Origin of the sequence: Carnobacterium gallinarum DSM 4847, from assembly GCF_000744375.1 — a bacterium.
Classification (GTDB): domain Bacteria; phylum Bacillota; class Bacilli; order Lactobacillales; family Carnobacteriaceae; genus Carnobacterium; species Carnobacterium gallinarum.
The window spans coordinates 1,126,751-1,151,566 of record NZ_JQLU01000005.1; the positions used below are offsets into that span (position 1 = coordinate 1,126,751).

A 24,816-nucleotide genomic window follows, 5' to 3' on the forward strand; every position below is an offset into this window, starting at 1 on the left:
CCTCTCTACGTATCTTTATTTATAAAATCTTACCTTAATCCTACTAAATTATCTACTATTTAGAATAAAAAACGCATTAATGCTGTCATAGAAATTACTGTAATTGCACCACCTAAACGCGTTGCTACTTGGGCAAATGGCATTAAGTTCATTCGATTTGATGCAGATAGAATTGCTACGTCGCCAGTTCCACCCATCCCACTTTGACATGCTGTAATAATCGCGGCTTCAATTGGATACATATTCATTTTTCCACCAACAAAATAACCAGTTAAAACGACTGTTAATACAACAGAGATTACTACTACAAAATATTGCCAAGATAGCATTCCAACAACATCTTTCAACGGGATATATAACATTCCTAAACCAACCATTAATGGGAAGGTAAAGTTTGCAGAAATAAATTTGTACAATTGTTTTGACCCTTTTTCGATATCACCTGGTAATACACTCAAGTATTTCAATAAAGCAGCTACTAGAATCATTAAGACTGGGCCAGGAAAACCGGTAAATTTTTGTAAAAGTCCGCCAGTAATAAATAACGTACAAGCAACCAATACACCTGCGCCCATTAATTTGACATCTAAAGGACTTGTGTCTTCCTTCATAGCATCTGCCATATCATCGCCGTCTTTGAATTTTACAAGTTGTCCCTGCCCACATTTGTCTGGGCGTTTTTCACCTAAGCGATTCAAGATTCCTGAACTAATAATAGCAAAGAAATTCCCAATAATAGTGGCTGGAATTAATTGTCCGACTAATTGCTCACTTGGAATTCCTGTAATGGCGCTATATCCTAACGATAGTGGTAAGATTCCCTCACCAATTCCTCCAGAAATAATTGGCGTCACAATATAAAACAATGTATGCTCAAAACCTAAGCCTAACAACGTTCCAATCGTAGTTCCAACAACTAAAGCTAGAATCATTCCACATGCCATTGGAATAATCATCCGCATCAAACCTTGAACTAATATTTTGCGATGCATTCCTAAAATACTACCACACACTAGACAAGCAATATAAAAATATAAAAAATTTGCTTGCTTCATTAACATATCCGTTGCTGCTAATGTATTGGCATTAAAAAAATTAAAGAATACCAAGATTGACGGAATCATTAAAGAAAAAATTGCTGATCCACCAAAGTTTTTTAATCCTGGAATACTTCCGCCAATTCCACCTAAAAACCAACCTAAACTTAAAATAATAGCAAATCCACCTAACATATTGACTGGTAATTCTTCAAAATAAGCTGATAACATAATCACGATGGCCATTGCCAGATAAGCTGGTAATGGAATAGCACCAACTTTTACTTTTTTAAACTTCTCAAAAAAGTTTAACGATTTCACGTCTTCCATTTCGTTTGTAACACGCATGCTTCTTCCTCCTTTTATATAAAGCGCTTTCTTTCACGCTTTTAGTATAACTAGGAATCGAAACTTAAAATAGATTATTTAACTAATTTAAGTGTTGTTTAATTACTTTAAGCTCATTTCTAGTAACCTTCCATGCTATACTATATTAGAAGAAATTTCTTCATTTTTTACATAAAGGAGCTAAATTAGCGATGAAAAGAATGAAAAAAGGACAACGTTTGTGGATGAAACTAACCTTAATGGTACTTCTAACCGTATTCGTGACTTTATTTGCCCTCTATTTCCTATTAAATCAGCAAATTGCCAAATCGGTTCGTAAAGATGAAGAAGTCCATTTGCTAAAAATCGCCCGCACGATTGCTAAATATCCATTGGTCCATGAAGCGCTAATAGAGAATAAAACATCTGCAGAACTTCAAAATTACGCCAATGAAATGCAGGAGAATTATGATTTAGATTTTGTTGTTGTAATGACAATGGACCATCTTCGTTTAACGCATCCAGATGCTAAAAAAATTAATCAACATTTTCAAGGTGGTGACGAAGAGCTGGCCATTCATGGTAAGGAATCAACTTCCACTGCCAAAGGAACATTAGGTGAGTCCCTACGTGGCTTTGTCCCTGTTTTTGATGATAATGGTCGAGAAATTGGAGTTATCGCTCTAGGGATTAAAACAACTACAATCAAATTGCTTTCAAAAGAAACAATGAAACCGTTCACTTTAAGTTTAATGCTAGCCTTTTCCTTTGGCTTAGCTGCTGCGATGTTTACAGCTTACACGCTGAAAAAGCAAATGTATGATTTAGAACCTCAAGAAATCGCTCGTTTATTGGAAGAACGTAACGCTATGCTAGACTATACAAAAGACGCCATTATTGTAACCGACAAGGAAAATAAAATTATTCTCTCTAACTTTGAGGCGAAACGAATCTTTAATTTGATTTCAGAAGAAAAAGATTTGCCCATTGAAGGTGGTTCAATTAAAGATTTTCTGCCTGACGTCAAAGATATTCCCGAAATCAGTGCAGATTACCAAACAATTGACAAATTATATCATCAAAATGGAGTGGATTATTTACTTTCAGCTGCTCCAATTCTTGTTCGTAAAAAAGTCATCGGGCAAATTATTACCTTACGTGATGCTACGGAACTTTATTTATTAACTGATCAATTGTTTAACACAACAGCCTATGCCACTTCTCTACAGGCACAATCCCATGATTTTCTCAATAAACTTCATGTGATTTACGGTTTAACTGATTTAGAAGATTACGATCAGCTAATGAGCTACCTTGAAAAAATCTTAGAACCTGAACAGGAATTTTCACAACGAATGGTTTATTTAGTTCATAATCCTGTTATTGCGGGATTTCTGATTGGCGAACGAAGTAAATTCTCTGAAAAAGGTGATCCATTTATGATTGAGGTGTACCCAGATATCCCTACAACCAATCAAAATGAAAACGTTCAGTATTGGATTAGCTTAATTCGTTTTCTAAATCATTTTATTTTGGAAAATCAACTAGCAGAGCAGCTACAAGTTCGCTTAGGATTTTGGAATCAACAGTTGCAAACAACTTATGAATTACGAATTGAGACCACTCTTCAAACAGAGCTTTTAACGAAAATCAAAGGCCGTTATTTTAGTAGTCTTTTGACATTTTTAGCTGGTGAATTAGAAATTGAATATACTGAAGAATGGCTAAAATTATCATTTCATACGATTTATTTAAAGGAGGACGAAATCTGATGTACCGTGTTTTAATTGTGGAAGATGACCCAATGGTGTTATCGATTAATCAACGTTATTTAGAAAAAATTCCTGGTTTTGTTGTTGCCGATACTGCAACTGGTTACTCAGAAGCGATTCAATTAACTAGTAAACACCGTTATGAATTGATTTTAGTAGATATCCATCTAAAGGAAGGCAATGGCTTAACATTGATTAAAACGTTGCGGAATCGGAATTATCCTGCTGAACTTATCATGATTACAGCTGCTAGCGAACAAGAGGCTATTCGGCTGAGTTTGCAATATGGAGTAACTGATTATATTCTAAAGCCATTTCAATTTACACGCTTTAAAAAAAGCATCGCTCTCTTTCAACAACGACAAGAATTATTAAAGGATTCTACTACGATTACTCAGGAACAATTAGATGCCTTACATTTTTCCAACCCAATCCATCCAAAATTGACAGAAACCGCCGTTACTTTGGATAAAGGTCTAACTCAACCGACATTAGATTTAATAGTGAAGCTCATCCGACAACAAGCAGCCGGTTTTACTGTTTCTGATTTGACCAATGCAACCAATCTATCGCATGTTTCTGTCCGCAAATATTTGCATTATTTGGAAGGTAATGGCGTGATAAAAATGAAATTAGAATATGGAACAGTCGGACGACCAACTAGCTTGTATTATTTAATTGAAACATAAAAAAAGCGATTGCTTTAGGAATTCATTATCCTTAGCAACCGCTTCTTCATTTGGTTTATTAAATTTGTGCCCAAACACTTTCTAGGACATTTGTTTGATTACGGTCTGGACCAACTGAGAATGTTGAAATACGGACGCCAACTAATTCAGAAACACGGTGCACATAGTTACGTGCATTTTGTGGTAACTCTTCTAGAGTACGGCAACCTGTAATATCTTCACTCCAACCAGGTAATTCTTCATAAATCGGAGTACATTCAGCTAACTCTTTCAAGCTCGCTGGATAATGGAAGATTGTCTCACCATTACGTTCATATGATGTACAAATCTTAACCGTTTCTAAACCACTTAACACATCGATTGAATTCAATGATAAATTAGTAATTCCAGAAACGCGTTTTGCATGACGCATCACAACTGTATCAAACCAACCAACTCGACGTGGACGACCAGTTGTTGTACCATATTCTTTTCCAACTTCACGAATTTGTTGACCCGTTTCATCAAATAATTCAGTTGGGAAAGGACCATCACCAACACGACTAGTATACGCTTTACAAACACCAACGACTTTATCGATTTTAGAAGGACCAACGCCACTCCCAATCGTTACGCCACCAGCAACAGGATTAGATGACGTTACAAATGGATAAGTTCCTTGATCGATATCCAACATAACCCCTTGTGCGCCTTCAAATAAAACACGTTTGCCATCATCTAAAGCATCATTTAAGATTACTGAAGTATCGCATACATATTTTTTAATTTGTTGGCCATATTCATAATATTCTTCAAAAATATCATCAAATTCAAGTGGAGTTGAATCAAACATTTTAACAAATTGACGATTTTTTTCTTCAAGATTAATTTTTAAACGTTCTTCAAAAATTTCTTTATCTAATAAATCAGCAACACGAATCCCTACACGAGCAGCCTTATCCATATAAGCTGGTCCGATTCCTTTAATTGTTGTTCCAATTTTTTGATCGCCTTTTGAATCCTCTTGCAATTGATCTAATTTAATATGATAAGGAAGAATAACATGCGCCCGATCAGAAATACGTAAATTATCAGTATCAATATTTTTTTCTTTCAAGTAAGCTAATTCTGTAACTAACGATTTTGGATTCACTACAACGCCGTTTCCAATTACGCTAATCTTCTCCTTATAGAAAATACCAGAAGGAATTAAATGTAACTTATAAGTAACACCATCAAATTTAATTGTGTGACCAGCATTATCGCCACCTTGATAACGTGCAATAACTTCCGCATTCTCACTTAGAAAATCTGTAATTTTACCTTTTCCTTCATCGCCCCATTGCGTACCAACAACTACTACTGAAGACATATGAACACCTCATTAATTTTTTTAGTATCAATAACAAATACCATCTAATTCTAGCAGTTTCTTTTACCAGATTCAAGCTAAAAACGAATATTTAATTTTTTTATTATGATTTTTTTCTAAATTTACGAACATTTATTTTTGTTTTTTTTAAAATCAAGCAAATTTACGAACATTTATTTTTTATAGTGAATACAACTAAATTAGTTGACCATATTTATACACCTTAAATAAATCACTTAAGTTGTTTTTAATGTTCATTCTATTTAAATAATTTAATAACAAAAAAACGATTATCTATAGAATACTAATCTACAAATAATCGCTATTTATTCAGTTCATTACGGTTCTGGGCGATAAGAAATCGACGTAAATTTATTGTATTCCTTAACAAACAATAATTTAACCGTTCCTCGTGCACCACTCCGGTTTTTTTCTATAATGACTTCTATAATATTGTCTTCGCCAGCTTCATCATGATCTTGATCACCGTCATCTTCTCCACCTTCACGATCATAATAATCTTCGCGATATAGAAAAGCTACGATATCTGCATCTTGCTCAATTGATCCCGATTCACGAATATCACTCATTACCGGACGCTTATCTTGACGTTGCTCTACTCCACGAGACAATTGCGATAGTGCGATAACAGGAACTTTTAATTCCTTCGCCAACTTCTTCAACTGACGTGAAATCTCCGATACCTCTTGTTGACGACTTTCTTTACCACTGCCCTCAATCAATTGCAAATAATCAATTAAAATCAAGCCAATACCGCCTTTTTCTTGAGCCAATCTTCGACATTTTGCTCGAATTTCAGCAATCCGAATCCCTGCTGTATCATCAATATAAATACTAGCCTTAGACAAGCTTCCCATTGCAACAATCAAATTCTGCCATTCTTCTTCGTTCAAATTACCTGTACGTAAGTGGCTAGCATCAATGTTCCCCTCTGCACAAAGCATCCGGTTTACTAAAGATTCCGCACCCATTTCCAGACTAAAAATAGCTACTGTTTCATCAGTTTTTGTTCCAATATTTTGCGCAATATTTAATGCGAAGGCCGTTTTCCCTACCGCTGGACGCGCTGCTAAAATAATCAGTTCTTCTTTTTGCAAGCCTGCAGTCATTTGATCTAATGCCTGATATCCAGTAGGCAAACCTGTAATTTCTTCATCATTTTGATAGAGTTGATCAATTTTAGCAATTGATGAGTTTAAGACATCTGAAATCGCCAAAAAACCTGTGCTATTCCGTCTCTCCGAAACTTCTAGAATACTTCGCTCAGCTTGATCTAAAATCGCGCTCAGCTCTTCTCCCTCTTCAAATCCTTGAGTTACAATATCCGTAGCCGTATGAATTAATTTTCTAAGAATTGATTTTCCTTCAATGATTTTAGCATAATGTTCCATATTGGCTGCCGTTGGAACGGCCACTGCTAATTCAGCCAGATAAGTCATTCCACCAACATCTTCTAGTTGATTTTGACTTTCTAAATTATTCATAACCGTGACGATATCAATCGCTTCATTACGATTATTTAAGTCAATCATCGTTTGAAAAATTAATTGATGCCCACGACGATAAAAATCTTGTGGCTCTAGAAATTCTAAAGCACCTACGACTGTATCAGGATCAAGAAAAATAGCACCTAAAACAGCTTGCTCAGCCTCAATACTTTGAGGTGGCAATCGATCTTGAAAAGCTTCATTTACCAATTCTTATCTTCCTTTCGTCAGTCAATTTCGTTCTACTAAAAAGTTTCCAGTCTTCCTATTTTACCTCAAATTCTGGATTTATACAATTAACAATCCCATGAGTCTCACGCTAAAAAAATCCAAGAACCTAATAACGATTCTTGAATTTCCATTAATCTATTCTAATAGATATCTACTATGCTTCTTGTGTAACATTCACAGTTAAGGTTGCAACCACTTCTGGATGAATCTTCACATCAATTTTAGCAACACCTAAGTTACGAATTGGTGTTGTTAAATCAATTTTTCGTTTATCTAATTTTACATCATATTGTTTTTGTACAGCATCTGCAATTTGTTTCGATGTAATTGAACCGAATAAACGGCTATCTTCTCCAGCTTTAGCTGGCATTACAATAACTGTTTTTTCATTTTCAAGAAAAGATTTTAAGTCATTGGCTTCTTTCAAAATTTCAGCTTCATGTTTTTCTTGAGCTTTTTGTTGCCCTTTTAATTCGCTCAAACTTGAAGAAGTTGCTTCTTTAGCCAATCCATTTTTAATTAAATAATTTTGTGCATAACCATCTGCCACATTTTTGCTTTCCCCTTTTTTACCTTTACCTTTTACGTCTGCTAAAAAAATTACTTTCATCTATTCTTCCTCCTTTAGTTTTTCATCAATACTAGCTTTTAATTGTTCTTTTGCTTCAAGTATGGTTACACCAGAAAGCTGTGTCGCAGCATTGGATAAGTGTCCTCCTCCACCCAGTCTTTCCATAATTACTTGAACATTCATTTCACCTAAGCTTCGTGCACTAATTCCCACACGTCCATCTGCACGTCTTGTAATGACAAATGAAGCATCTACATCTGCCATCGAAAGCATGGTATCTGCTGCTTGAGCTGCTACTACTGTATCATAGACGGTATCCTCTTCACCAATGGCTACAGCAATATTTTTACCAATAAAATCAATTGATTCAATCAAATGACTACGCAATAAATAAGTGTCTACATTTTCTTTAAGAAGGCGTTGAATCAAGACTGCATCTGCTCCACATGATCTCAAATAGCTAGCGGCATCAAATGTTCTTGAACCTGTTCGTAATGAAAAACTACGTGTATCTACAATAATTCCCGCCAACATTGCTGTCGCCTCGATTTTATTGATAGGGTTTGCTTCATTAGATTGATACTCAAAAAGCTCTGTTATCAATTCTGCAGTAGAAGATGCATATGGTTCAATATAAACAAGAACCGGATTTGCTGGAAAATCTTCTCCTCTTCGATGATGATCAATTACAACGACTTGATTCGTTGCTTTCAACAAATCTGGAGCAATCGAAATTGTTGGACGGTGATGATCAACCATTACCAATAACGAAGTAGGGGTAATCATCTCCTGTGCAATTTCTGGCGTGATAATATAGCGACTAATATTTTTATCCTTTTCAACTTCTTGCATTAATCTTGAAATATCATTGCTAAATTCATCAGGATTGACAACGATATAAGCTTCTTTATTATTCATTTCAGCAATTCTTCTGATTCCTAAACAGGCACCAATTGCATCCATATCAGGATATTTATGACCCATTACAAAAATTTTATCTGTATGTTTCATAATTTCCTGTAGAGCTTGACTAATCATTCTAGAACGAACACGCGTTCGTTTTTCCATTGGATTTGTTTTGCCTCCGTAAAAACGAGCTTCTTCATCCACCGGTTTAACTACTACCTGATCTCCACCACGACCTAAGGCTAAATCTAAATTACTTTGAGCTAAATTAGCCAAATCACTTAAATTCTTATCACCATACGCAACCCCCATACTAAGAGTTAAAGGGAAATTTTGTTTTGATGTTCGTTCACGAATACGATCAATAATACTAAATTTTTCAGATTCAATTTTAACCAATGATTCCAAATACAACATCATAATAAAACGATCATCTGAAACTTTTTTCAAATAAATTTGATGCGCCTTAGCCCAATTTGTTAATTGAGTTGCAACAAAACTATTCAAGTTAGAAATACTACGATCATTCATTGATTGAACAATTTCATCATAGTTATCAATAAAGATATTTCCAATAACTATTTTCTCATCAATATATTGTTCTTCGATTTTAGCATATTGTGTAATATCCATTAAATAGACAACTTTAATATCATCCTGAACAATCATTTGAAAATCTTTATCGCCCCATTTAATATTCGTTAAACCTGAAGATTTATTGTCTTTAATAATCGTTGCTAGCTCTTCATCAATTTCTTTAATCTTTTTCCCTAATACTTCTTGATTACCAAAGTACAATTGCAAATAAGGATTTGTCCATTGTAACTCATATTCTTCATTATATAAAAGAATACCTATTGGCATTTTTATTAAAGCTTCTTGCTCGCCTCTTTTAATTCGATAAGACAGGTCCGCAATATATTTATTTGTTTCTACCGTAATTGTTTTTATAGAATAAATTAATAGCACAGCTACTATAGAAAATAATACAAATAGAATTAAACCAATCCAAAAATTTGCAAAAAAGCTCAATACAATTACTGCTGTCAGCGTAAAACCTAATCCTATTGCTCCTATTTTTAATTTTTCATTCTTTAAAAAACTTGGGAGCTTTTCATGAGTTAAAATTTTTTTCATATAAGACTCCTTCTTTTAACGTCTTTTAACGAGGATACATACCTATATATTACCATACTATAGATGTTAATTCTAGTTAGCCTACCATAGCACTTGTTTCACGTGAAACATTACTATCTATTAAAATATCCTTTAAATTCAATGTTTCAATTATAATTCAGATTTTTTAATACTTATATTTCAAGAAAATTTAAGTACTAAATGAACAATGAAATCAAAATATATATACGTATTTGTTATTCACTACATATACAGTGATAAAATATATTCAGGTTATTTATTAATCAGTTCAAAACAAATTATCACTCTTAATCATCTGAAAAAAAGATATTTATGATTCATTTAGCTAAATACATTAATGTTATAAGAGGATATTTCAAAAAAAATACTCCTTTAACACAAATTAATTATCAATGAAAAACATTAACATTTCCATTAGTACTATTAAATCATCAGAAGAACTTTTCTATACATAATTCACTAAAAAAATTGAATTAAAAGTAGATAAAAATATCACTCTAATCCTAATTTCAGTTCAATTATTTCTAAATAAAAAAAGCCGTGATTTTCATCACGACTCCCAATTTCTATTATTCAGCTGATACGAATGGTAATAATCCCATAATACGAGCACGTTTAATTGCAATTGTTAATTTACGTTGGTGTTTAGCACATGTTCCTGTAACACGACGAGGTAAAATTTTACCTCTTTCAGAAACAAAGCGTTTCAACAATTCAACATCTTTGTAATCAATATTATCAATGTGGTTTGCTGTAAAATAACAAACTTTACGGCGCTTACGTCCGCCTCTGCGTTGTTGAGCCATTATAATTAATCCTCCTTTTTCATTCCATTCTTATTTTTAGAATGGTAAGTCATCATCTGAGATATCAATAGGTTGTCCACTTGTAGCAAATGGATCCTCATTCCTAGTGGAATTTTGATATTGTTGTTGAGGAGCTGAAGATTGATTATTTGTGTTGCTGTTGTTATAAGAATTTTGCTGTTGATATCCGCCGCCGCCATTATTAGTTTGTGGAGGTCTAGAACTAGAAGTTCCTTGATTACCACTACCTTCATGACCTTGACGTTGTTCACTAACTGATTTTGATTCCAGCATTGAGAACGTATCAACAACCACCTCAGTAACATATACACGTTGACCTTGTTGGTTGTCGTAAGAACGTGTTTGAATACGACCTTCAACACCAACTAAAGAACCTTTGCGTGTAAAATTAGCAAGTGTTTCCGCAGTTTTTCTCCAAGCTACACAGTTAATAAAATCAGCTTCTCTTTCACCGCTCTGGTTAGTAAACTGTCTGTTTACAGCCACGGTAAAAGAAGCAACTGCTGCGCCACTAGAAGTATAGCGTAAATCTGCATCTTTAGTTAATCTTCCAACTAAAACAACTCTGTTAATCATCTTTTTTAGCTCCTTCCATAAAATGTTTCATGTGAAACATTTTTAACATTACGCTTCTTCTCTAATTACGATATGACGAATAATATCATCACTAATCTTAGCTAGACGATCAAATTCATTGATTGCCAATGCATCTGTTGCTGTAAACTTAACGATATGATAAATTCCCTCGCGGAAATCTTTAATTTCGTAAGCTAAACGGCGTTTCGCCCAGTCTTTAGATTCAATTACTTCAGCGCCATTATCTTTTAAGATAGTATCGAAACGTTCAACAAGTGCTGCTTTCGCTGCCTCTTCAATGTTTGGACGGATAATGTAGTTAATTTCATACTTTGCTGTTTGTAGACTCATCTGACTGTCACCTCCTTGTGGACTTTGGCTCCTTTGATTACAAAAGAGCAAGGAGAGCATTCTATATTTATAGATTACTCACGTCATATTAGTGTAACACTTTAGCAAGTGAAAATCAAGTGATTTATTAACTAACTCAACAAAAAAACAGATGAATTATAAAACAAAAATTTTCATTGTTAATTCAAAATAAATAAAAGCTAAATGAACTTCTCAACTATTTCACTGCTTCTTTTTTGCATAAACTAACCCTTACTTTTATCATAAAAACAGATTGACTGATAATAGCATTTAAAACCATGAAAAAAACAATTGAGTCTGTTTTGAATACTAGGCCATTTTGTAAAAGAAAAAGATCTCCTGTTAACTAAACCGCTCTTGCTATATCTTTATTCATTTACAAAACACTTTTTTTTATTTTAAAATCATCTTTTTTTTCAAATCTTACACTTAAACATTATATAGATTCTGAAAAATTAACAAAATATTTTTAAATTAATAGACCTAACAGCAAATTTTAGTTTTAATTTTTAAATCCACATTATTTAGTTACACCACTCTTATAGACTTTATTGATTTAAGTTTCCTTTTAATCTAGTAGTTACTAGTATACTATATACAAAATTTCAAGTGTATTCCAAAACAAACAACTTGTTCTCTCATTACTTTAAATTTTATAACTAGATTAAAATATAATTATATAGTTATACTAAAACCAAAAAAATAATTATTAGAGGTTGATAATATGAAATATATAAATATTAAAATCAATAAATATCATTTTTATGTAAAATACTAAACAAATTACATCTAGTATAAAAAATCTTCTAAATAAATTTCATACTATCCCATACTCTACTATAATTTTTATAAAATAAAACCCAAAACAGCAACTAGATGCTATTTTGGGTTTTAAAAATGCCTAAAATTTTACGATTTAAGGAATCTTTCTCTAATCTAATATATTTACTCATCAATTCCATTAAACGAGCTAAGAAACGCTAAAATCGATGTCTATTACACTTTTTTTACTCTTCGTCAGCTGAACCTTCTTCTTCTGAATCGGAGTTAGTTAGTTCTGTATCCGCTAGGTTTTGAACATCAGCTTGAATTTGTGCATCTGTTGTTACATCAGCGTCATCAAGAATTACCCCTTCACCTAGAACAACTGGAGTTTCTTCGCTTTCATCAACAACAGGTTCTGCATCAACTTTAGCCATTGTCGAAACAATTGCATCTTCACCTACACGGATTAGACGAACACCTAACGTTGCACGACCTGTTTGAGAAACTGAATCAACTTCAAAACGAATAATGACACCAGTATTGGTAATTAACATGATATCTTCTTGTCCATTTACTGTTGTTAAACCAGCTAAGTTCCCATTTTTAGGTGTAATGTTAGCAGTTTTAATCCCTTTACCACCACGACCTTTAATTGGGTACTCTGTTGCTTTTGTACGTTTTCCATAACCATTCTCAGTAATAACCAGTACTTCTGAATCAGGTTTTAGAACGTCCATTCCAACAACATAATCATCTTCACGTAAACGAATTCCACGAACTCCACTTGCGCTACGTCCCATATCACGAACTGTATTTTCATTGAACGTTACAGCATAGCCTAAATGTGTTCCGATAATCACATTTTGATCGCCATCCGTTACACAAACGTTCATTAATTCATCGTCTTCACGTAAAACAATTGATTTCAAACCATTGCTACGAATATTAGCAAATGCGCTAACTGACGTACGTTTTACAACGCCTTTAAGAGTTGTAAAGAATAGGAAATGCTCGTCATCGGCTTTTCCTTTCACGTTGATAATCGCTTGGATTTTTTCACCCGAATCAATTCCTAATAAATTAATTGCTGGAATTCCTTTGGCCGTACGACCATATTCAGGAATTTCATATCCTTTAGCACGATAAACTTTACCATTATTTGTAAAGAATAATAACGTATCATGAGTTGAACAAGAAACTAAGTTCTCGATAAAGTCATCATCATGAACGCCCATTCCTTGAACACCACGACCACCACGGCGTTGCGCTCTAAATTCATTATTTGGTAGACGTTTGATATAGCCATTATGCGTTAACGTAATCACGATATCTTCCTCTTCGATTAAATCTTCATCTTCAAGGCTTAACACTTCACCAACTAATAATTCAGTACGACGAGGATCACCAAAACGATCTTGGATTTCCAATAATTCAGTTTCAATAATGGTATGAATTCTTGTGCTGCTTGCTAAAATATCCGTTAAATCTTTAATTAATTCAACTAAATCATTGTATTCAGCTTCAATCTTATCACGCTCTAAACCTGTTAAACGTACCATTCGCATATCTAAAATTGCTTGGGCCTGTTTTTCAGATAAAGTAAAGCGTTCCATTAATTCATTTTTTGCAATCTCACCAGTATTTGAGCCACGAATCACTTTAATAATCTCATCAATATGATCTAAAGCAATACGTAAACCTTCTAAGATATGTGCGCGAGCTTCAGCTTTACGTTTATCAAATTCAGTTCTACGACGGATGACAATTTCTTGATGCTCTAAATAGTTTTCCAAGATAGATTTTAAACTTAAAACTTTAGGAACACCTTTAACAATCGCAAGCATATTGAAACCAAATGATGTTTGCAATGGTGTTAATTTGTATAAATTATTCAAGACCACGCTGGCACTGACGTCACGACGAACATCGATTACCACACGCATCCCATCACGATCGGATTCATCTGCTAAATCAGTAATACCTTCAAGACGTTTCTCACGAGCTAAATCAGCAATTCGTTCGACTAACTTCGCTTTATTAACCATATAAGGTAATTCATGAACGATAATCCGTTCCTTACCATTTTTTAGAATTTCAATTTCAACTTTGGCACGAATCGTAATGGATCCACGACCTGTTTCATAGGCACGGCGAATTCCAGATTTACCCATTACTAACCCACCAGTTGGGAAATCAGGACCCGGTAAAGCTTCCATCAAGTCAGCTGTTGTTGCATCTGGATTATTCATTAAAATATGCAAAGCAGAAATCACTTCCGCTAAGTTATGTGGTGGAATATTTGTTGCCATCCCGACCGCAATCCCTGTCGCTCCATTAACTAGTAAGTTAGGGAAACGAGCTGGTAAGACTTCTGGTTCACGCTCTGAACCATCATAGTTATCTTGATAATCAATCGTATCTTTATTAATATCACGTAACATTTCCATCGCAATTTTAGACATTCTTGCTTCTGTATAACGCATTGCGGCAGCTCCATCACCATCGACAGAACCAAAGTTTCCGTGACCATCAACTAATGGATTACGGTAACTAAACGGTTGCGCCATCCGAACCATTGATTCATAAATCGCACTATCTCCATGAGGGTGATACTTACCCATAACATCCCCAACAATACGTGCAGATTTTTTATACGGTTTATCTGGTGTCACTCCAAGTTCATTCATTCCATATAAAATACGGCGATGAACAGGTTTCATACCATCACGAACATCCGGTAACGCACGAGCAACAATAACACTCATGGCATAATCCAAGAATGAAGTGCGCATTTCTTTCGTCAAATTGATTTCCGAAATATTCTCTTTAAATTCTTCGGTCATTCTATAAAATCCTCCTTATTGGAAAAAAAACAATGACAAATTGAACTCTATCAACTTATCAAAGCTAATCCAAAATCCGAATGATCGAATTTTGGCTGTTAGCTTTTAACAAAATCATTCTTTAAATATCCAAGTTTTTCACATAAACGGCATTTTCTTCGATAAATTGGCGACGTGGTTCAACACGATCTCCCATTAACATTTCAAAAACTTGATCGGCTTCAATCGCGTCATCTACAGTTACTTGTAACATTCTACGACGCTCTGGGTCCATTGTTGTTGCCCATAATTGCTCTGCATCCATTTCCCCTAACCCTTTATAACGTTGAATAACTGGTTTTGGTTGTGCTGGAATTTCTTTCAAGTAATCTTCTAATTCTTTATCAGAATCTAGATAAACCATTTTCTTTCCTTGGCGCACTTGATACAAAGGTGGTTGAGCAATATAAACATAGCCTGCTTCAACTACTGGACGCATATAACGATAGAATAAAGTTAATAGCAATGTCCGAATATGAGCACCATCGACATCGGCATCGGTCATAATAACTAATTTATGATAACGAGCTTTGGATACATCAAAATCTCCACCAAATCCAGTTCCCATTGCTGTAAATAACGAACGAATTTCTTCATTAGCTAAAATTTTATCCAAAGAAGCTTTTTCTACGTTTAAAATTTTTCCACGAATCGGTAAAATCGCTTGGAATAAACGTGAACGACCTTGTTTTGCAGAACCGCCGGCAGAATCTCCTTCGACGATGAAAATTTCACTAATACTTGGATCTTTACTAGAGCAATCCGCTAATTTACCAGGTAAATTACTAATTTCTAACCCACTCTTCTTACGAGTTACTTCACGAGCACGTTTTGCAGCTAGTCGAGCTTTGGAAGCTAAAATTCCTTTTTCAATAACACGACGAGCAACTTGTGGATTTTCCATTAAGAATTTATCAAAATGAGCTGAGAATAGACGATCAGTAATCGTTCTAGCTTCTGAATTCCCTAATTTAGTTTTCGTTTGCCCTTCAAATTGTGGATCCGGATGTTTAATTGAGATAACCGCAGTTAACCCTTCACGTACATCTTCCCCAGTTAAATTCTCTTCATTTTCTTTCATTAATTTGCTTTTACGAGCATAGTCATTAATTACACGAGTCAAGGCTGTTTTAAAACCAGATTCATGAGTCCCACCTTCATAGGTATGAATATTATTCGCAAAACTCAATAGATTCGTATGGTACCCATCGGTATATTGCATTGCGGCTTCTACAACGATTCCTTGTTGTTCACCTTCGATGTAAATTGGTTCATCAAACAAAACCGTTTTATTATTGTTTAAATGTTCAACGTAACTCTTAATTCCGCCTTCATAATGGAATTCACTATACGTTTCTTGTCCAGTACGTTTATCTTCAATTGAGATTTTTAAGCCTTTGTTTAAGAAAGCTAGCTCACGAATACGTGTCGACAATTTTTCAAATTCAAAAACAATTGTTTCCGTGAAAATTTCTGGATCTGGTAAGAAATGAACCGTTGTCCCATGACGATCTGTATCGCCAATAATTTTTAAATCCTCATCTACTTTTCCTTGTAGGAATTTTTGATAATGAATTTTGCCATCTTTGTGGACACTTACTTCAAGATAAGTTGATAACGCATTTACAACTGATGAACCAACACCATGTAAACCACCGGAAACTTTATAGCCGCCACCGCCAAATTTACCTCCAGCATGTAAAACCGTAAAGACTGTTTCAACAGCTGGACGTCCTGTTTTAGCTTGCAAACCAACCGGAATTCCACGACCATCATCAATAACCGTAACACTATTATCTTCTTCAATAATCACATTAATTTGACTAGCAAATCCTGCTAAAGCTTCATCAATTGAGTTATCAACGATTTCCCACACTAAATGGTGTAATCCTTGCCCACTTGTTGAGCCAATATACATCCCAGGACGTTTACGTACGGCTTCTAATCCTTCTAAAACTTGAATTTGACTGGCATCATATTCCTTTGCCAATGCCTCCATATCTTTTTCTTCCGACATGCTTTATTCACTCTCCATTTCTACATGACCACTAGCAACTTGAAACACACGAGGTGCTTGTAAAATATGCTTTTTAATTCCGTCCAAACTTGTTGTGGTTAAAAATGTTTGAACTTTATTTTCAATTGCTTTAAGTAGGTGTGTTTGTCTCTCGTCATCTAACTCAGATAAAACATCATCCAACAGCAATATTGGGTATTCTCCGGTAATGTCCTTCATCAAATCAATCTCAGCTAATTTCACACTTAAAGCCGTTGTTCGTTGCTGTCCTTGAGATCCATAAGTTTGCACATTCTGTTCATTGACCATAAAACGCAGATCATCTCGGTGAGGCCCAACAATAGTACTCCCCTGATCCAATTCACGTTTTCGTCCCTTTTCAAAAGCCGCCAATAAATCCAAATAAATCTGTTCTTTATCTAATTCATCGGTTATTTGCAAACTACATTGATACTCAATCACTAAATTTTCCCGTTCTCTAGAAATCTCATGATGAATTGGTTGGGCCCATTTTTCCAATTTTTTTACAAAAGAAAAGCGCTCCTTTAAAATCTCAGCACCATGAATTGCCAACTGTTCAGTTAAAACCTCTAGAAAGGTTAAATCCTTTGCTCTTTTCATCATCAACTGCTTTAAATACTGATTTCGCTGTTTTAGAATATGCTGATAACTCACTAAATGATGCAAATAAATAGGATTCATCTGACCCATTTCCATATCTAAAAATTTCCGTCGGATAGAGGGAGAACCTTTAACTAGCGATAAGTCTTCTGGAGCAAACAAAATGACATTTAGCTTTCCCAGATAATCGCTTAATTTTTTTTGCTCCAAATGATTAAATTTAGCTTTTTTCCCTTTATTAGAAATCGTAATCTCCAAAGGAAAAGAAGTATTTTTTTTCTGAACACGTCCACTAATTTTAGCAAATTCTTGATTCCAGAAAATTAATTCCTTATCGTTAGAAGTTCGATGACTTCTGGTCATTGCCAAAACGTAGATAGCTTCCATCAAATTTGTTTTTCCTTGAGCATTCTCACCTAAAAAAACATTAATTCCTTCAGAAAATCCTACCTCAGCAGCTTCATAGTTACGATACTGAGTCAGCTTAATCTCCTCTAAAAACATTACTCTTCTTCTCCGTTAGATGCTTGAACAAAATAAGTTCCTTCTCCTGGAATCTCAACACTAGATCCTGGAAAAATCTTTTTACCACGACGATTTTCAATTTCATTATCTAATAGTACAGTGTGTTCTGCTAGATACCATTTTGCCATTCCACCACTGCTGATAATATCAACGTGTTTTAATAATTGACCTAATGTAATAAATTCACTGTCAATATAAACGGTCTCTTTCACAAGTTCACCTGCTTTCAAATTTCAATAAAATAAGCGTGGATCATCTTTGTTGCTAAATCCCACGCAAATTACTATTTTAGCTATCCTTAATTATACCATTTCACTACCAGTATTACAAACTAATTCTAATTTTTTGCTAGCTATTTTGCATTTTGTTTCAATTTTAAAAAAAGACCTTAAAACTATGTAAAGTCCTTAAATCGAAAAATAAGGGCTATTTTTAAATACTGATTCTCTAAATTACCTATGAGATTAAAATGAAAAGTGTAATTTTGACTTATTTGGAACAAAAAAGGTGGAATAAAATCATTAAATGACCTCATACCACCTATAATTTTTAATTAAAATGTACGCACTGGAGTAATTAATTGGATAAAGGTCTTATCATCTTCACTTGGCACAAGAATAAATGGACGAACAGGTGAAGTGAATTTGATACGAATATCCGTTTGACCGAATGTTCTTAAGGCATCCTTCATATAGTCCGGATTGAATGAAAGATCAATCGGCTCACCTTCAACCGAAATATAAGCTAATTCTTCCTTAACATTCCCAACATCTGGTGAATTACCAGAAATCTCAACAAGATCTGAAGAAATTGACACTTTAACAACATTGTTTTTACCTTCGTGAGAAAGCAATGATGCACGTTCAATTGATCCTAATAAAGAACTTGCGTTAAAAACAATTTCAGTTGATGCTGTTTCAGGAATTAAACGAGCTGTATCTGGATAATAGCCTTCTAGTAAACGAGAATAGAATAACATATTTTCCATTTTGAATAAAACTTGATTTTCCGTAATCATCATTTCTACATTTTCAGTCGAGTCATCTAATGTTCTTGATAATTCAACTAAGCTTTTTCCAGGGATAATGACATTGTATTTTTGATCTGCTAATGAACTATTTAACTCTAAAGGAATAATTCGTTGACTTAAACGGTGACTATCAGTAGCTACTGCTAATAATTGTCCGTTCTCAATCACCATATTAACTCCAGTTAAAATTGGACGGCTTTCATGAGTTGAAATCGCGATCACAGTTTGACCAATTACTTGCTTAAATAAGTTAGCAGGTAAAACAAAGGTTTCTTGTGTATCAATAACTGGTAAATGTGGATAATTATTTGCATCCAATCCATTTACAGTAAAAGAAGCGTTAGCAGAAGTAATCAATGTTTGGAAATGATCTAAAACTTCCACTTCCATCATTTCATCTGGTAATTTTTTAACAATTTCACTAAAGAAACGAGCTTGCAAAACAATGCTACCAGCTTGATCGATGGTTAGATTATTCTTTTCATCTTCTTGAGGAATAAATGCTTCAATAGAAATATCCGAATCACTACCGGTTAAAGTTAATCCTTCTTCAGAAGCCATAATTTTTAAACCAGTCAAAATTGGAATTGTCGTTCTTGATGAAATAGCTCGTTGAACATCAGCTAAACTTTTTAAAAATGCACTTCTTTTAATTGAAAATTTCATTAATAAATACCTCCAGAAATTGTTTTAATTTATTTAATAAATACTTAGTAATAGTAGTAGGGCCTGTTAATACTGTGGAAAAGAAAGGTAACACTTAGAGCCTAATAGTTTTCCACATGTGTATAAGTTGTGGGAAACTCTAACCTAAAATAGAAAGTTATCCACATTGGATTTTTTTAGGTTGGTTCGATTTTTTATAAAAAATGTACACTTAATTAGATAATTTGTTTTTTATTTCTTCGATATCTCGTCGTAATTCTTCATCCTTTGTTAAGGCATGATCAATTTTTTCATAAGCATGAATGACGGTCGTATGATCCTTGCCACCAAATTCAGCACCTATTTTGGGTAAGGAATTAGATGTCAGCTCTCTTGATAAATACATTGCAATCTGACGAGGAACAACAATTGATTTTACTCGTTTTTTCCCTTTTAGATCACTGAGTGCGATTTGATAGTATTTACTTACAACACTTTGAATTTCTAAAATCGACAAGGTTGTTGGTTTATTAGATGGTAGAATACTTTTTAACGCATCTGCGGCTAAACTTGTTGTAATATCACGACTTTCAATAGCAGCGTAGGCTTGAACTCGTACCAAAGCTCCTTCTAATTCGCGAATATTTGAATCAATTTGACCAGCAATATAACTTAACGTATCACCTGGAATCTCCAAGCGTTCAGCGTTAGCTTTTTTACGCAAGATAGCAATTCTAGTTTCCAAATCAGGTGGTGTAATATCAACTGATAATCCCCATGCAAAGCGTGAAACTAAGCGTTCTTGTAATTTAGGAATTTCATTAGGTAAACGATCACTAGTTAAGACGATTTGTTTACGTTCATCATATAAGGCGTTAAAAGTATGGAAAAATTCTTCCTGAGTCCCCTCTTTATCAGCAAAAAATTGGATATCATCAACTAATAATAAATCAACGCTCCGATATTCATTACGGAATTTTTCTTGGGATTTTGTTTGGATTGAATTAATAAAGTCATTCGCAAATGTTTCACTGCTGACATATTTAACTTTTGCATCAGGATTGATTAACAGCATTTGATGACCAATAGCGTGCATTAGATGGGTTTTTCCTAGTCCAACTCCTCCATAGAAGAAAAGTGGATTGTAGATTGTTCCAGGTTCCTCAGCAACCACTAAAGCTGCAGCATGAGCCATTTGATTCCCTTTACCAATAACGAATGTCTCAAATGTATATTTATCATTCAATAAAGCATCTTTTCTAGGTCCATCTTTTTTAGAAATAGCAGCATTATTTTCAAATGTATCTTCATTTACTGATTCTTGTTCATTCTTGATAATAAATAATGGTGAAATCTCGCGACCTGAATATTCATAGATATTCTCAACAATTCGTGTGGTTAAATTCTTCTCCCAATAGTCTTTATGAAGTGAGGAAGGAACTTCTATAATAATGTTTTGTTCGGTTATCCGAATGGGATGAGCACTTTTAACCCAAGTGTTATAACTAACTTCGGCAAGTGATTCTTTAAATCGTTCTTTTAAATAGTTCCATAGGCTCTGTAAGTCATCCACAAAAACGAACCTCCTTTTAAAGTCTGTCTTAGCCATTTTAGCATTTTTATAGAAAGTTTTCCACAAGTAGTTACATTCTGTGTAAAAATAATTCAGAGTATCTGTAAAAGTTTTCCACAGGATGAAAAAAATAAGTGGATAACTTTTTATTATTTGAGTTATTATTTTTAAATGTTGAAAACTTATCGCTTGAAAACGTTGTAACAAAAGGTGTTTCACGAGTTGTTAACAGAAAGGGGGAGTTTAGGGATAAAATCAATTAACAGCTTGTTAACTTGTGGATAATTAGAATCTAACTTCTGAATAAATAAATCACGTGAAAAAGTTGTTCTGAGGGGTTGTGGATAATAATTGAGATTTGTGGATGAATTTAGTTAAATTTATTTTGGTTGCTCATTTTATAATCGTATTCAAAAATAGTCCTACAATTTTTAGTTATTTATTTATAAAATAGAAAAGAGTCAATTTAAGAAATAATATTTATATGAGTGGAAATTTTTATTTTTGGAAGCCCTATTTTAAGAAAAAAATCGCTTTTTAACTAAAATTGCAAACTTTTTATCATAAATATCATGAAAATAGGTTTCTTATTGATAACATTTATGCTATTATATTTGAGTGAGTGAATAAGAATAGAAGTGTTGCACTTGACAACTCTATTTTTGCTTCGTTATAATAATCAAGACTGTCTTTGAGAGAAACAGAACTGAATATAAGAGATAGTTTTTACAGGAGGTGTATTACGAATGAAAAGAACTTACCAACCTAAAAAACGTAAACGTCAAAAAGTACATGGTTTCCGTAAACGTATGAGTACTAAAAATGGACGTCGAGTATTACAAAGTAGACGCCGTAAAGGCAGAAAAGAATTGTCTGCATAGGTCACTGAACGTCTCAGTGGTCTTTTTTTCTATACGGGATTGGTGTTAATTTTATTAACCAAAATCCTATATGAGAATTAGACCTTGGGACGTTTTTATATGTGTTATAATGAAAGAAAAGATAGAGATGAGAGAATAATTATGAGAAAAGCTTATCGTGTCAAAAGAGAAGCTGAATTCCAAAAAGTTTTTCATAACGGTAAATCGACGGCAAATCGTCAGTTTATTGTCTATGTCCTGACTAAAGAAAAGCAAGAACATTTTCGTGTTGGAATTTCTGTTGGCAAAAAAATTGGAAATGCGGTTGTGCGAAATTCTGTTAAACGCAAAATTCGTCAAAGTTTAACAGAATTGAAAAACGAATTAAAATCAGATAAAGATTTTATCGTGATTGCTCGTGTTCCAGCAGCTAAAATGACAACTAAAGAAGTCAAAAAAAGTTTGAGCCATGTGCTAAAATTAGCAAAAATGCTCAATTAATAGTGAATTTAAGTATGAAGTGAGGGGAAAAAATAGTGCGTAAACGTAAGCGATTACTTATAGTATTAGCATCTATTGTGCTAATGGTAGTTTTAACGGGATGTGGAACAGCACCAATCACATCAAATAGTACCGGTTTCTGGGACCAATATATTGTTTGGAATTTCTCAAGAGCCATCACAGGTTTATCAGATATTTTCTTTGGAAGTTACGGATTAGGGATTATTGTATTTACAATAATTATCCGAATTGTTTTACTACCATTAATGCATCATCAAACAAAAAGTACACGAAAAATGAGCGATATGCAGCCACAGATTAAAGCGTTGCAACAAAAATATGCATCTAAAGATACTGAAACGCAAAATAAATTAAAAGAAGAAACACAAAAACTTTACTCTGAAGCAGGCGTAAATCCAGTAATGGGTTGTTTGCCAATGCTAGTTCAAATGCCAGTATTAATGGCGTTGTATCAAGCAATTAGTCGGACAGATGTATTAAAATCAGGTCATTTCTTATGGATGGACTTAGGTTCAAGAGATCCTTACTTTATTTTACCGATTTTAGCAGCATTGTTAACCTTTGCTACAACAAAATTGTCAACAATGAGCCAAACTGAATCGAATCCAGCCACAGGTGCTATGCTTTATGCAATGCCTGCAATGATTTTATTCATGGGGATTAGCTTACCAAGTGCCTTATCTTTATACTGGGTAGTGGGAAATGCCTTCTCTGTAGGACAAACAATGATGTTAAATAATCCATTTAAGATTAGACGTGAACGTGCTGAAAAAGAAAAAGCCGAAAAAGATTATCAACGTGCTTTAGAAAAAGCTAAAAATCCTAAGAAAAAACGTAATAAAAAACGTTAATTTATAAAACTAATTCATAAACTAGATAGAAATAGAAATGGAGGGAAAACGGATGGGAAAGTACACGTCTAACGGACCGACAGTTGAAGATGCCATTCAAAATGGATTAAAAAAATTAGGCCTAACTAAAAATGAAGCTGAAATTAAGATTGTTTTTGAAGGAAAAAAAGGAATTTTAGGTTTTGGTAAAAAAGATGCAGTGGTTGAAATTAGCCAACTTGAAAAAGAAGAACCTACAGTAGAAGAAACTAAGCAACACGAATTAGAATCAACTATTGAGGAAGCTAAACCAGAAAACAAAGTTGATTTAGTAGACGAAGGTGAAGAGCGTAATGATGAAGCAGCTTTTAAATTTATATCAGACTATTTAGCTAATATTTCAAAAGAAATTGGGGCGCCAGCAAAAGTAAATGTTGAAGTCGTGCAGGATAGAGCAATATTCCACATGGAGACGCAAAAGCCTGGATTAGTTATTGGTAAACATGGTAAAGTTTTAAACGCTCTACAATCGTTAGCACAAGTCTTAATGCATCGCCAGGCTAAAAGCAAACTAACCGCTATCGTTAATGTTGGAGACTATCGTGAACGACGTGAGGCAGTTTTACAGCAATTAGCAGATCGAACTGCTACTAAAGTGCTACGTACGAACCAACCTGTTTTCCTAGAGCCAATGCCTGCTTTTGAAAGAAAGCAAATTCATTTCTATCTAAGTAAAAATGACCAAGTGATTACTCATTCTGAAGGGAATGAACCTCATCGTTATTTAGTAGTTGAACCACTGAAAAAAAGATTCTAATAAAATAGCAAAGACTAACTTTTGATGATTTTTATCAAAAGTTAGTCTTTTTTGTTAATGATATAAATAAACCACGGCCAACCAATACGACGCGTAACTAAATCCCAACACTTGTAAAGCCTGCGCCAATTCAGCCTCCGTTGACCATGTATGCATGTCCTCTACGACTTGCGAGCTACTGACAAGTCCACCTAGAAATCCAGAATAGCTATCCCCAGTTTCAAGATTCACCCCATCCCGAAAAGCAGCTTTCATTTTTTTATCCCATTCGTCCAACGAGATAAATTCAAACATCATCGGATCTAAATGGTGTCCTGCTTGTTTTCAGTACTGAAATGAATTTTATAAATACAGCTAGCTTTTGGCAACTTGATTAGTAAGTTCTGGCTTAATAAGTCAAGTCT

General features: G+C 34.0%; 20 protein-coding genes and 1 pseudogene. 6 read left to right on the plus strand and 15 right to left on the minus strand.

All coding sequences use genetic code 11. The annotated features are described in order from the left end of the window. Positions 1-59: 59 nt before the first annotated feature. Complete coding sequence (locus BR43_RS10085; protein WP_034565031.1) at positions 60-1,367, minus strand: 2-hydroxycarboxylate transporter family protein; 1,308 nt, start codon at positions 1,365-1,367, stop codon at positions 60-62. A gap of 209 nt (positions 1,368-1,576) precedes the next feature. On the opposite strand from BR43_RS10085, the gene BR43_RS10090 reads away from it, so the two are divergent. Continuing rightward, positions 1,577-3,136 (plus strand): Spo0B domain-containing protein, encoded by a 1,560-nt coding sequence (locus BR43_RS10090; RefSeq protein ID WP_034561674.1) that lies wholly within the window; start codon positions 1,577-1,579, stop codon positions 3,134-3,136. Next, positions 3,136-3,825 (plus strand): response regulator, encoded by a 690-nt coding sequence (locus tag BR43_RS10095; RefSeq protein WP_034561675.1) that lies wholly within the window; start codon positions 3,136-3,138, stop codon positions 3,823-3,825. The genes BR43_RS10090 and BR43_RS10095 overlap by 1 nt, the downstream gene beginning before the upstream one ends. A gap of 58 nt (positions 3,826-3,883) precedes the next feature. Here BR43_RS10095 and BR43_RS10100 read toward each other — a convergent pair whose 3' ends face one another. From BR43_RS10100 to dnaA, 13 genes and pseudogenes are all read right to left on the minus strand, one after another. Then, positions 3,884-5,176, minus strand: a complete 1,293-nt coding sequence (locus BR43_RS10100; protein ID WP_034561677.1) for an adenylosuccinate synthase — start codon at positions 5,174-5,176, stop codon at positions 3,884-3,886. A gap of 338 nt (positions 5,177-5,514) precedes the next feature. Next, positions 5,515-6,894, minus strand: coding sequence for a replicative DNA helicase (gene dnaB / locus BR43_RS10105; RefSeq protein ID WP_034561679.1), 1,380 nt, complete (start codon positions 6,892-6,894; stop codon positions 5,515-5,517). A gap of 175 nt (positions 6,895-7,069) precedes the next feature. Beyond that, entirely contained in the window at positions 7,070-7,525 is a 456-nt protein-coding gene (rplI, locus tag BR43_RS10110) for a 50S ribosomal protein L9 (RefSeq protein WP_034561681.1), read from the minus strand. Next, positions 7,526-9,529, minus strand: a complete 2,004-nt coding sequence (locus BR43_RS10115) for a DHH family phosphoesterase (protein WP_034561683.1) — start codon at positions 9,527-9,529, stop codon at positions 7,526-7,528. Between the two features lie 590 nt (positions 9,530-10,119). After that, the gene (gene rpsR, locus BR43_RS10120) at positions 10,120-10,356 is read right to left on the minus strand and encodes a 30S ribosomal protein S18 (protein ID WP_010052333.1); all 237 of its coding nucleotides are present in this window, start codon (positions 10,354-10,356) and stop codon (positions 10,120-10,122) included. Between the two features lie 36 nt (positions 10,357-10,392). Next, positions 10,393-10,953, minus strand: coding sequence for a single-stranded DNA-binding protein (gene ssb, locus BR43_RS10125; protein WP_034561686.1), 561 nt, complete (start codon positions 10,951-10,953; stop codon positions 10,393-10,395). A 48-nt stretch (positions 10,954-11,001) separates the two neighbouring features. Then, on the minus strand, positions 11,002-11,304 hold the full coding sequence (gene rpsF / locus BR43_RS10130; RefSeq protein WP_034561689.1) for a 30S ribosomal protein S6: 303 nt from the start codon (positions 11,302-11,304) through the stop codon (positions 11,002-11,004). Between the two features lie 1,199 nt (positions 11,305-12,503). Beyond that, positions 12,504-14,933 (minus strand): annotated as a pseudogene (gyrA, locus tag BR43_RS10135) (DNA gyrase subunit A); the annotation flags it as partial. 121 nt (positions 14,934-15,054) lie between these two features. Then, entirely contained in the window at positions 15,055-16,989 is a 1,935-nt protein-coding gene (gene gyrB / locus BR43_RS10140; RefSeq protein ID WP_034561692.1) for a DNA topoisomerase (ATP-hydrolyzing) subunit B, read from the minus strand. Between the two features lie 3 nt (positions 16,990-16,992). After that, positions 16,993-18,114 (minus strand): DNA replication/repair protein RecF, encoded by a 1,122-nt coding sequence (gene recF, locus BR43_RS10145; RefSeq protein ID WP_034561694.1) that lies wholly within the window; start codon positions 18,112-18,114, stop codon positions 16,993-16,995. After that, complete coding sequence (yaaA, locus tag BR43_RS10150) at positions 18,114-18,347, minus strand: S4 domain-containing protein YaaA (protein ID WP_034561696.1); 234 nt, start codon at positions 18,345-18,347, stop codon at positions 18,114-18,116. The genes recF and yaaA overlap by 1 nt, the downstream gene beginning before the upstream one ends. 341 nt (positions 18,348-18,688) lie before the next feature. After that, positions 18,689-19,831 carry a DNA polymerase III subunit beta gene (gene dnaN, locus BR43_RS10155; protein WP_034561698.1) on the minus strand — a complete coding sequence of 381 codons (1,143 nt, stop codon included), beginning with the start codon at positions 19,829-19,831 and terminating at the stop codon, positions 18,689-18,691. Between the two features lie 211 nt (positions 19,832-20,042). Continuing rightward, entirely contained in the window at positions 20,043-21,383 is a 1,341-nt protein-coding gene (gene dnaA, locus BR43_RS10160; RefSeq protein WP_034561699.1) for a chromosomal replication initiator protein DnaA, read from the minus strand. A gap of 746 nt (positions 21,384-22,129) precedes the next feature. Here dnaA and rpmH point away from each other — a divergent pair. From rpmH to jag, 4 genes are all read left to right on the plus strand, one after another. Next, positions 22,130-22,264: a 50S ribosomal protein L34 gene (gene rpmH / locus BR43_RS10165; RefSeq protein WP_010052317.1), complete on the plus strand. Its 135-nt coding sequence runs from the start codon at positions 22,130-22,132 to the stop codon at positions 22,262-22,264. A gap of 141 nt (positions 22,265-22,405) precedes the next feature. Next, on the plus strand, positions 22,406-22,744 hold the full coding sequence (rnpA, locus tag BR43_RS10170) for a ribonuclease P protein component (RefSeq protein ID WP_034561701.1): 339 nt from the start codon (positions 22,406-22,408) through the stop codon (positions 22,742-22,744). A 35-nt stretch (positions 22,745-22,779) separates the two neighbouring features. Continuing rightward, entirely contained in the window at positions 22,780-23,616 is an 837-nt protein-coding gene (gene yidC / locus BR43_RS10175) for a membrane protein insertase YidC (protein WP_034561704.1), read from the plus strand. A 52-nt stretch (positions 23,617-23,668) separates the two neighbouring features. Then, complete coding sequence (jag, locus tag BR43_RS10180; protein WP_034561706.1) at positions 23,669-24,412, plus strand: RNA-binding cell elongation regulator Jag/EloR; 744 nt, start codon at positions 23,669-23,671, stop codon at positions 24,410-24,412. 54 nt (positions 24,413-24,466) lie between these two features. On the opposite strand, the gene BR43_RS10185 is transcribed toward jag, so the two are convergent. Beyond that, positions 24,467-24,709 carry a hypothetical protein gene (locus BR43_RS10185; RefSeq protein ID WP_034561708.1) on the minus strand — a complete coding sequence of 81 codons (243 nt, stop codon included), beginning with the start codon at positions 24,707-24,709 and terminating at the stop codon, positions 24,467-24,469. Positions 24,710-24,816 lie beyond the last annotated feature (107 nt).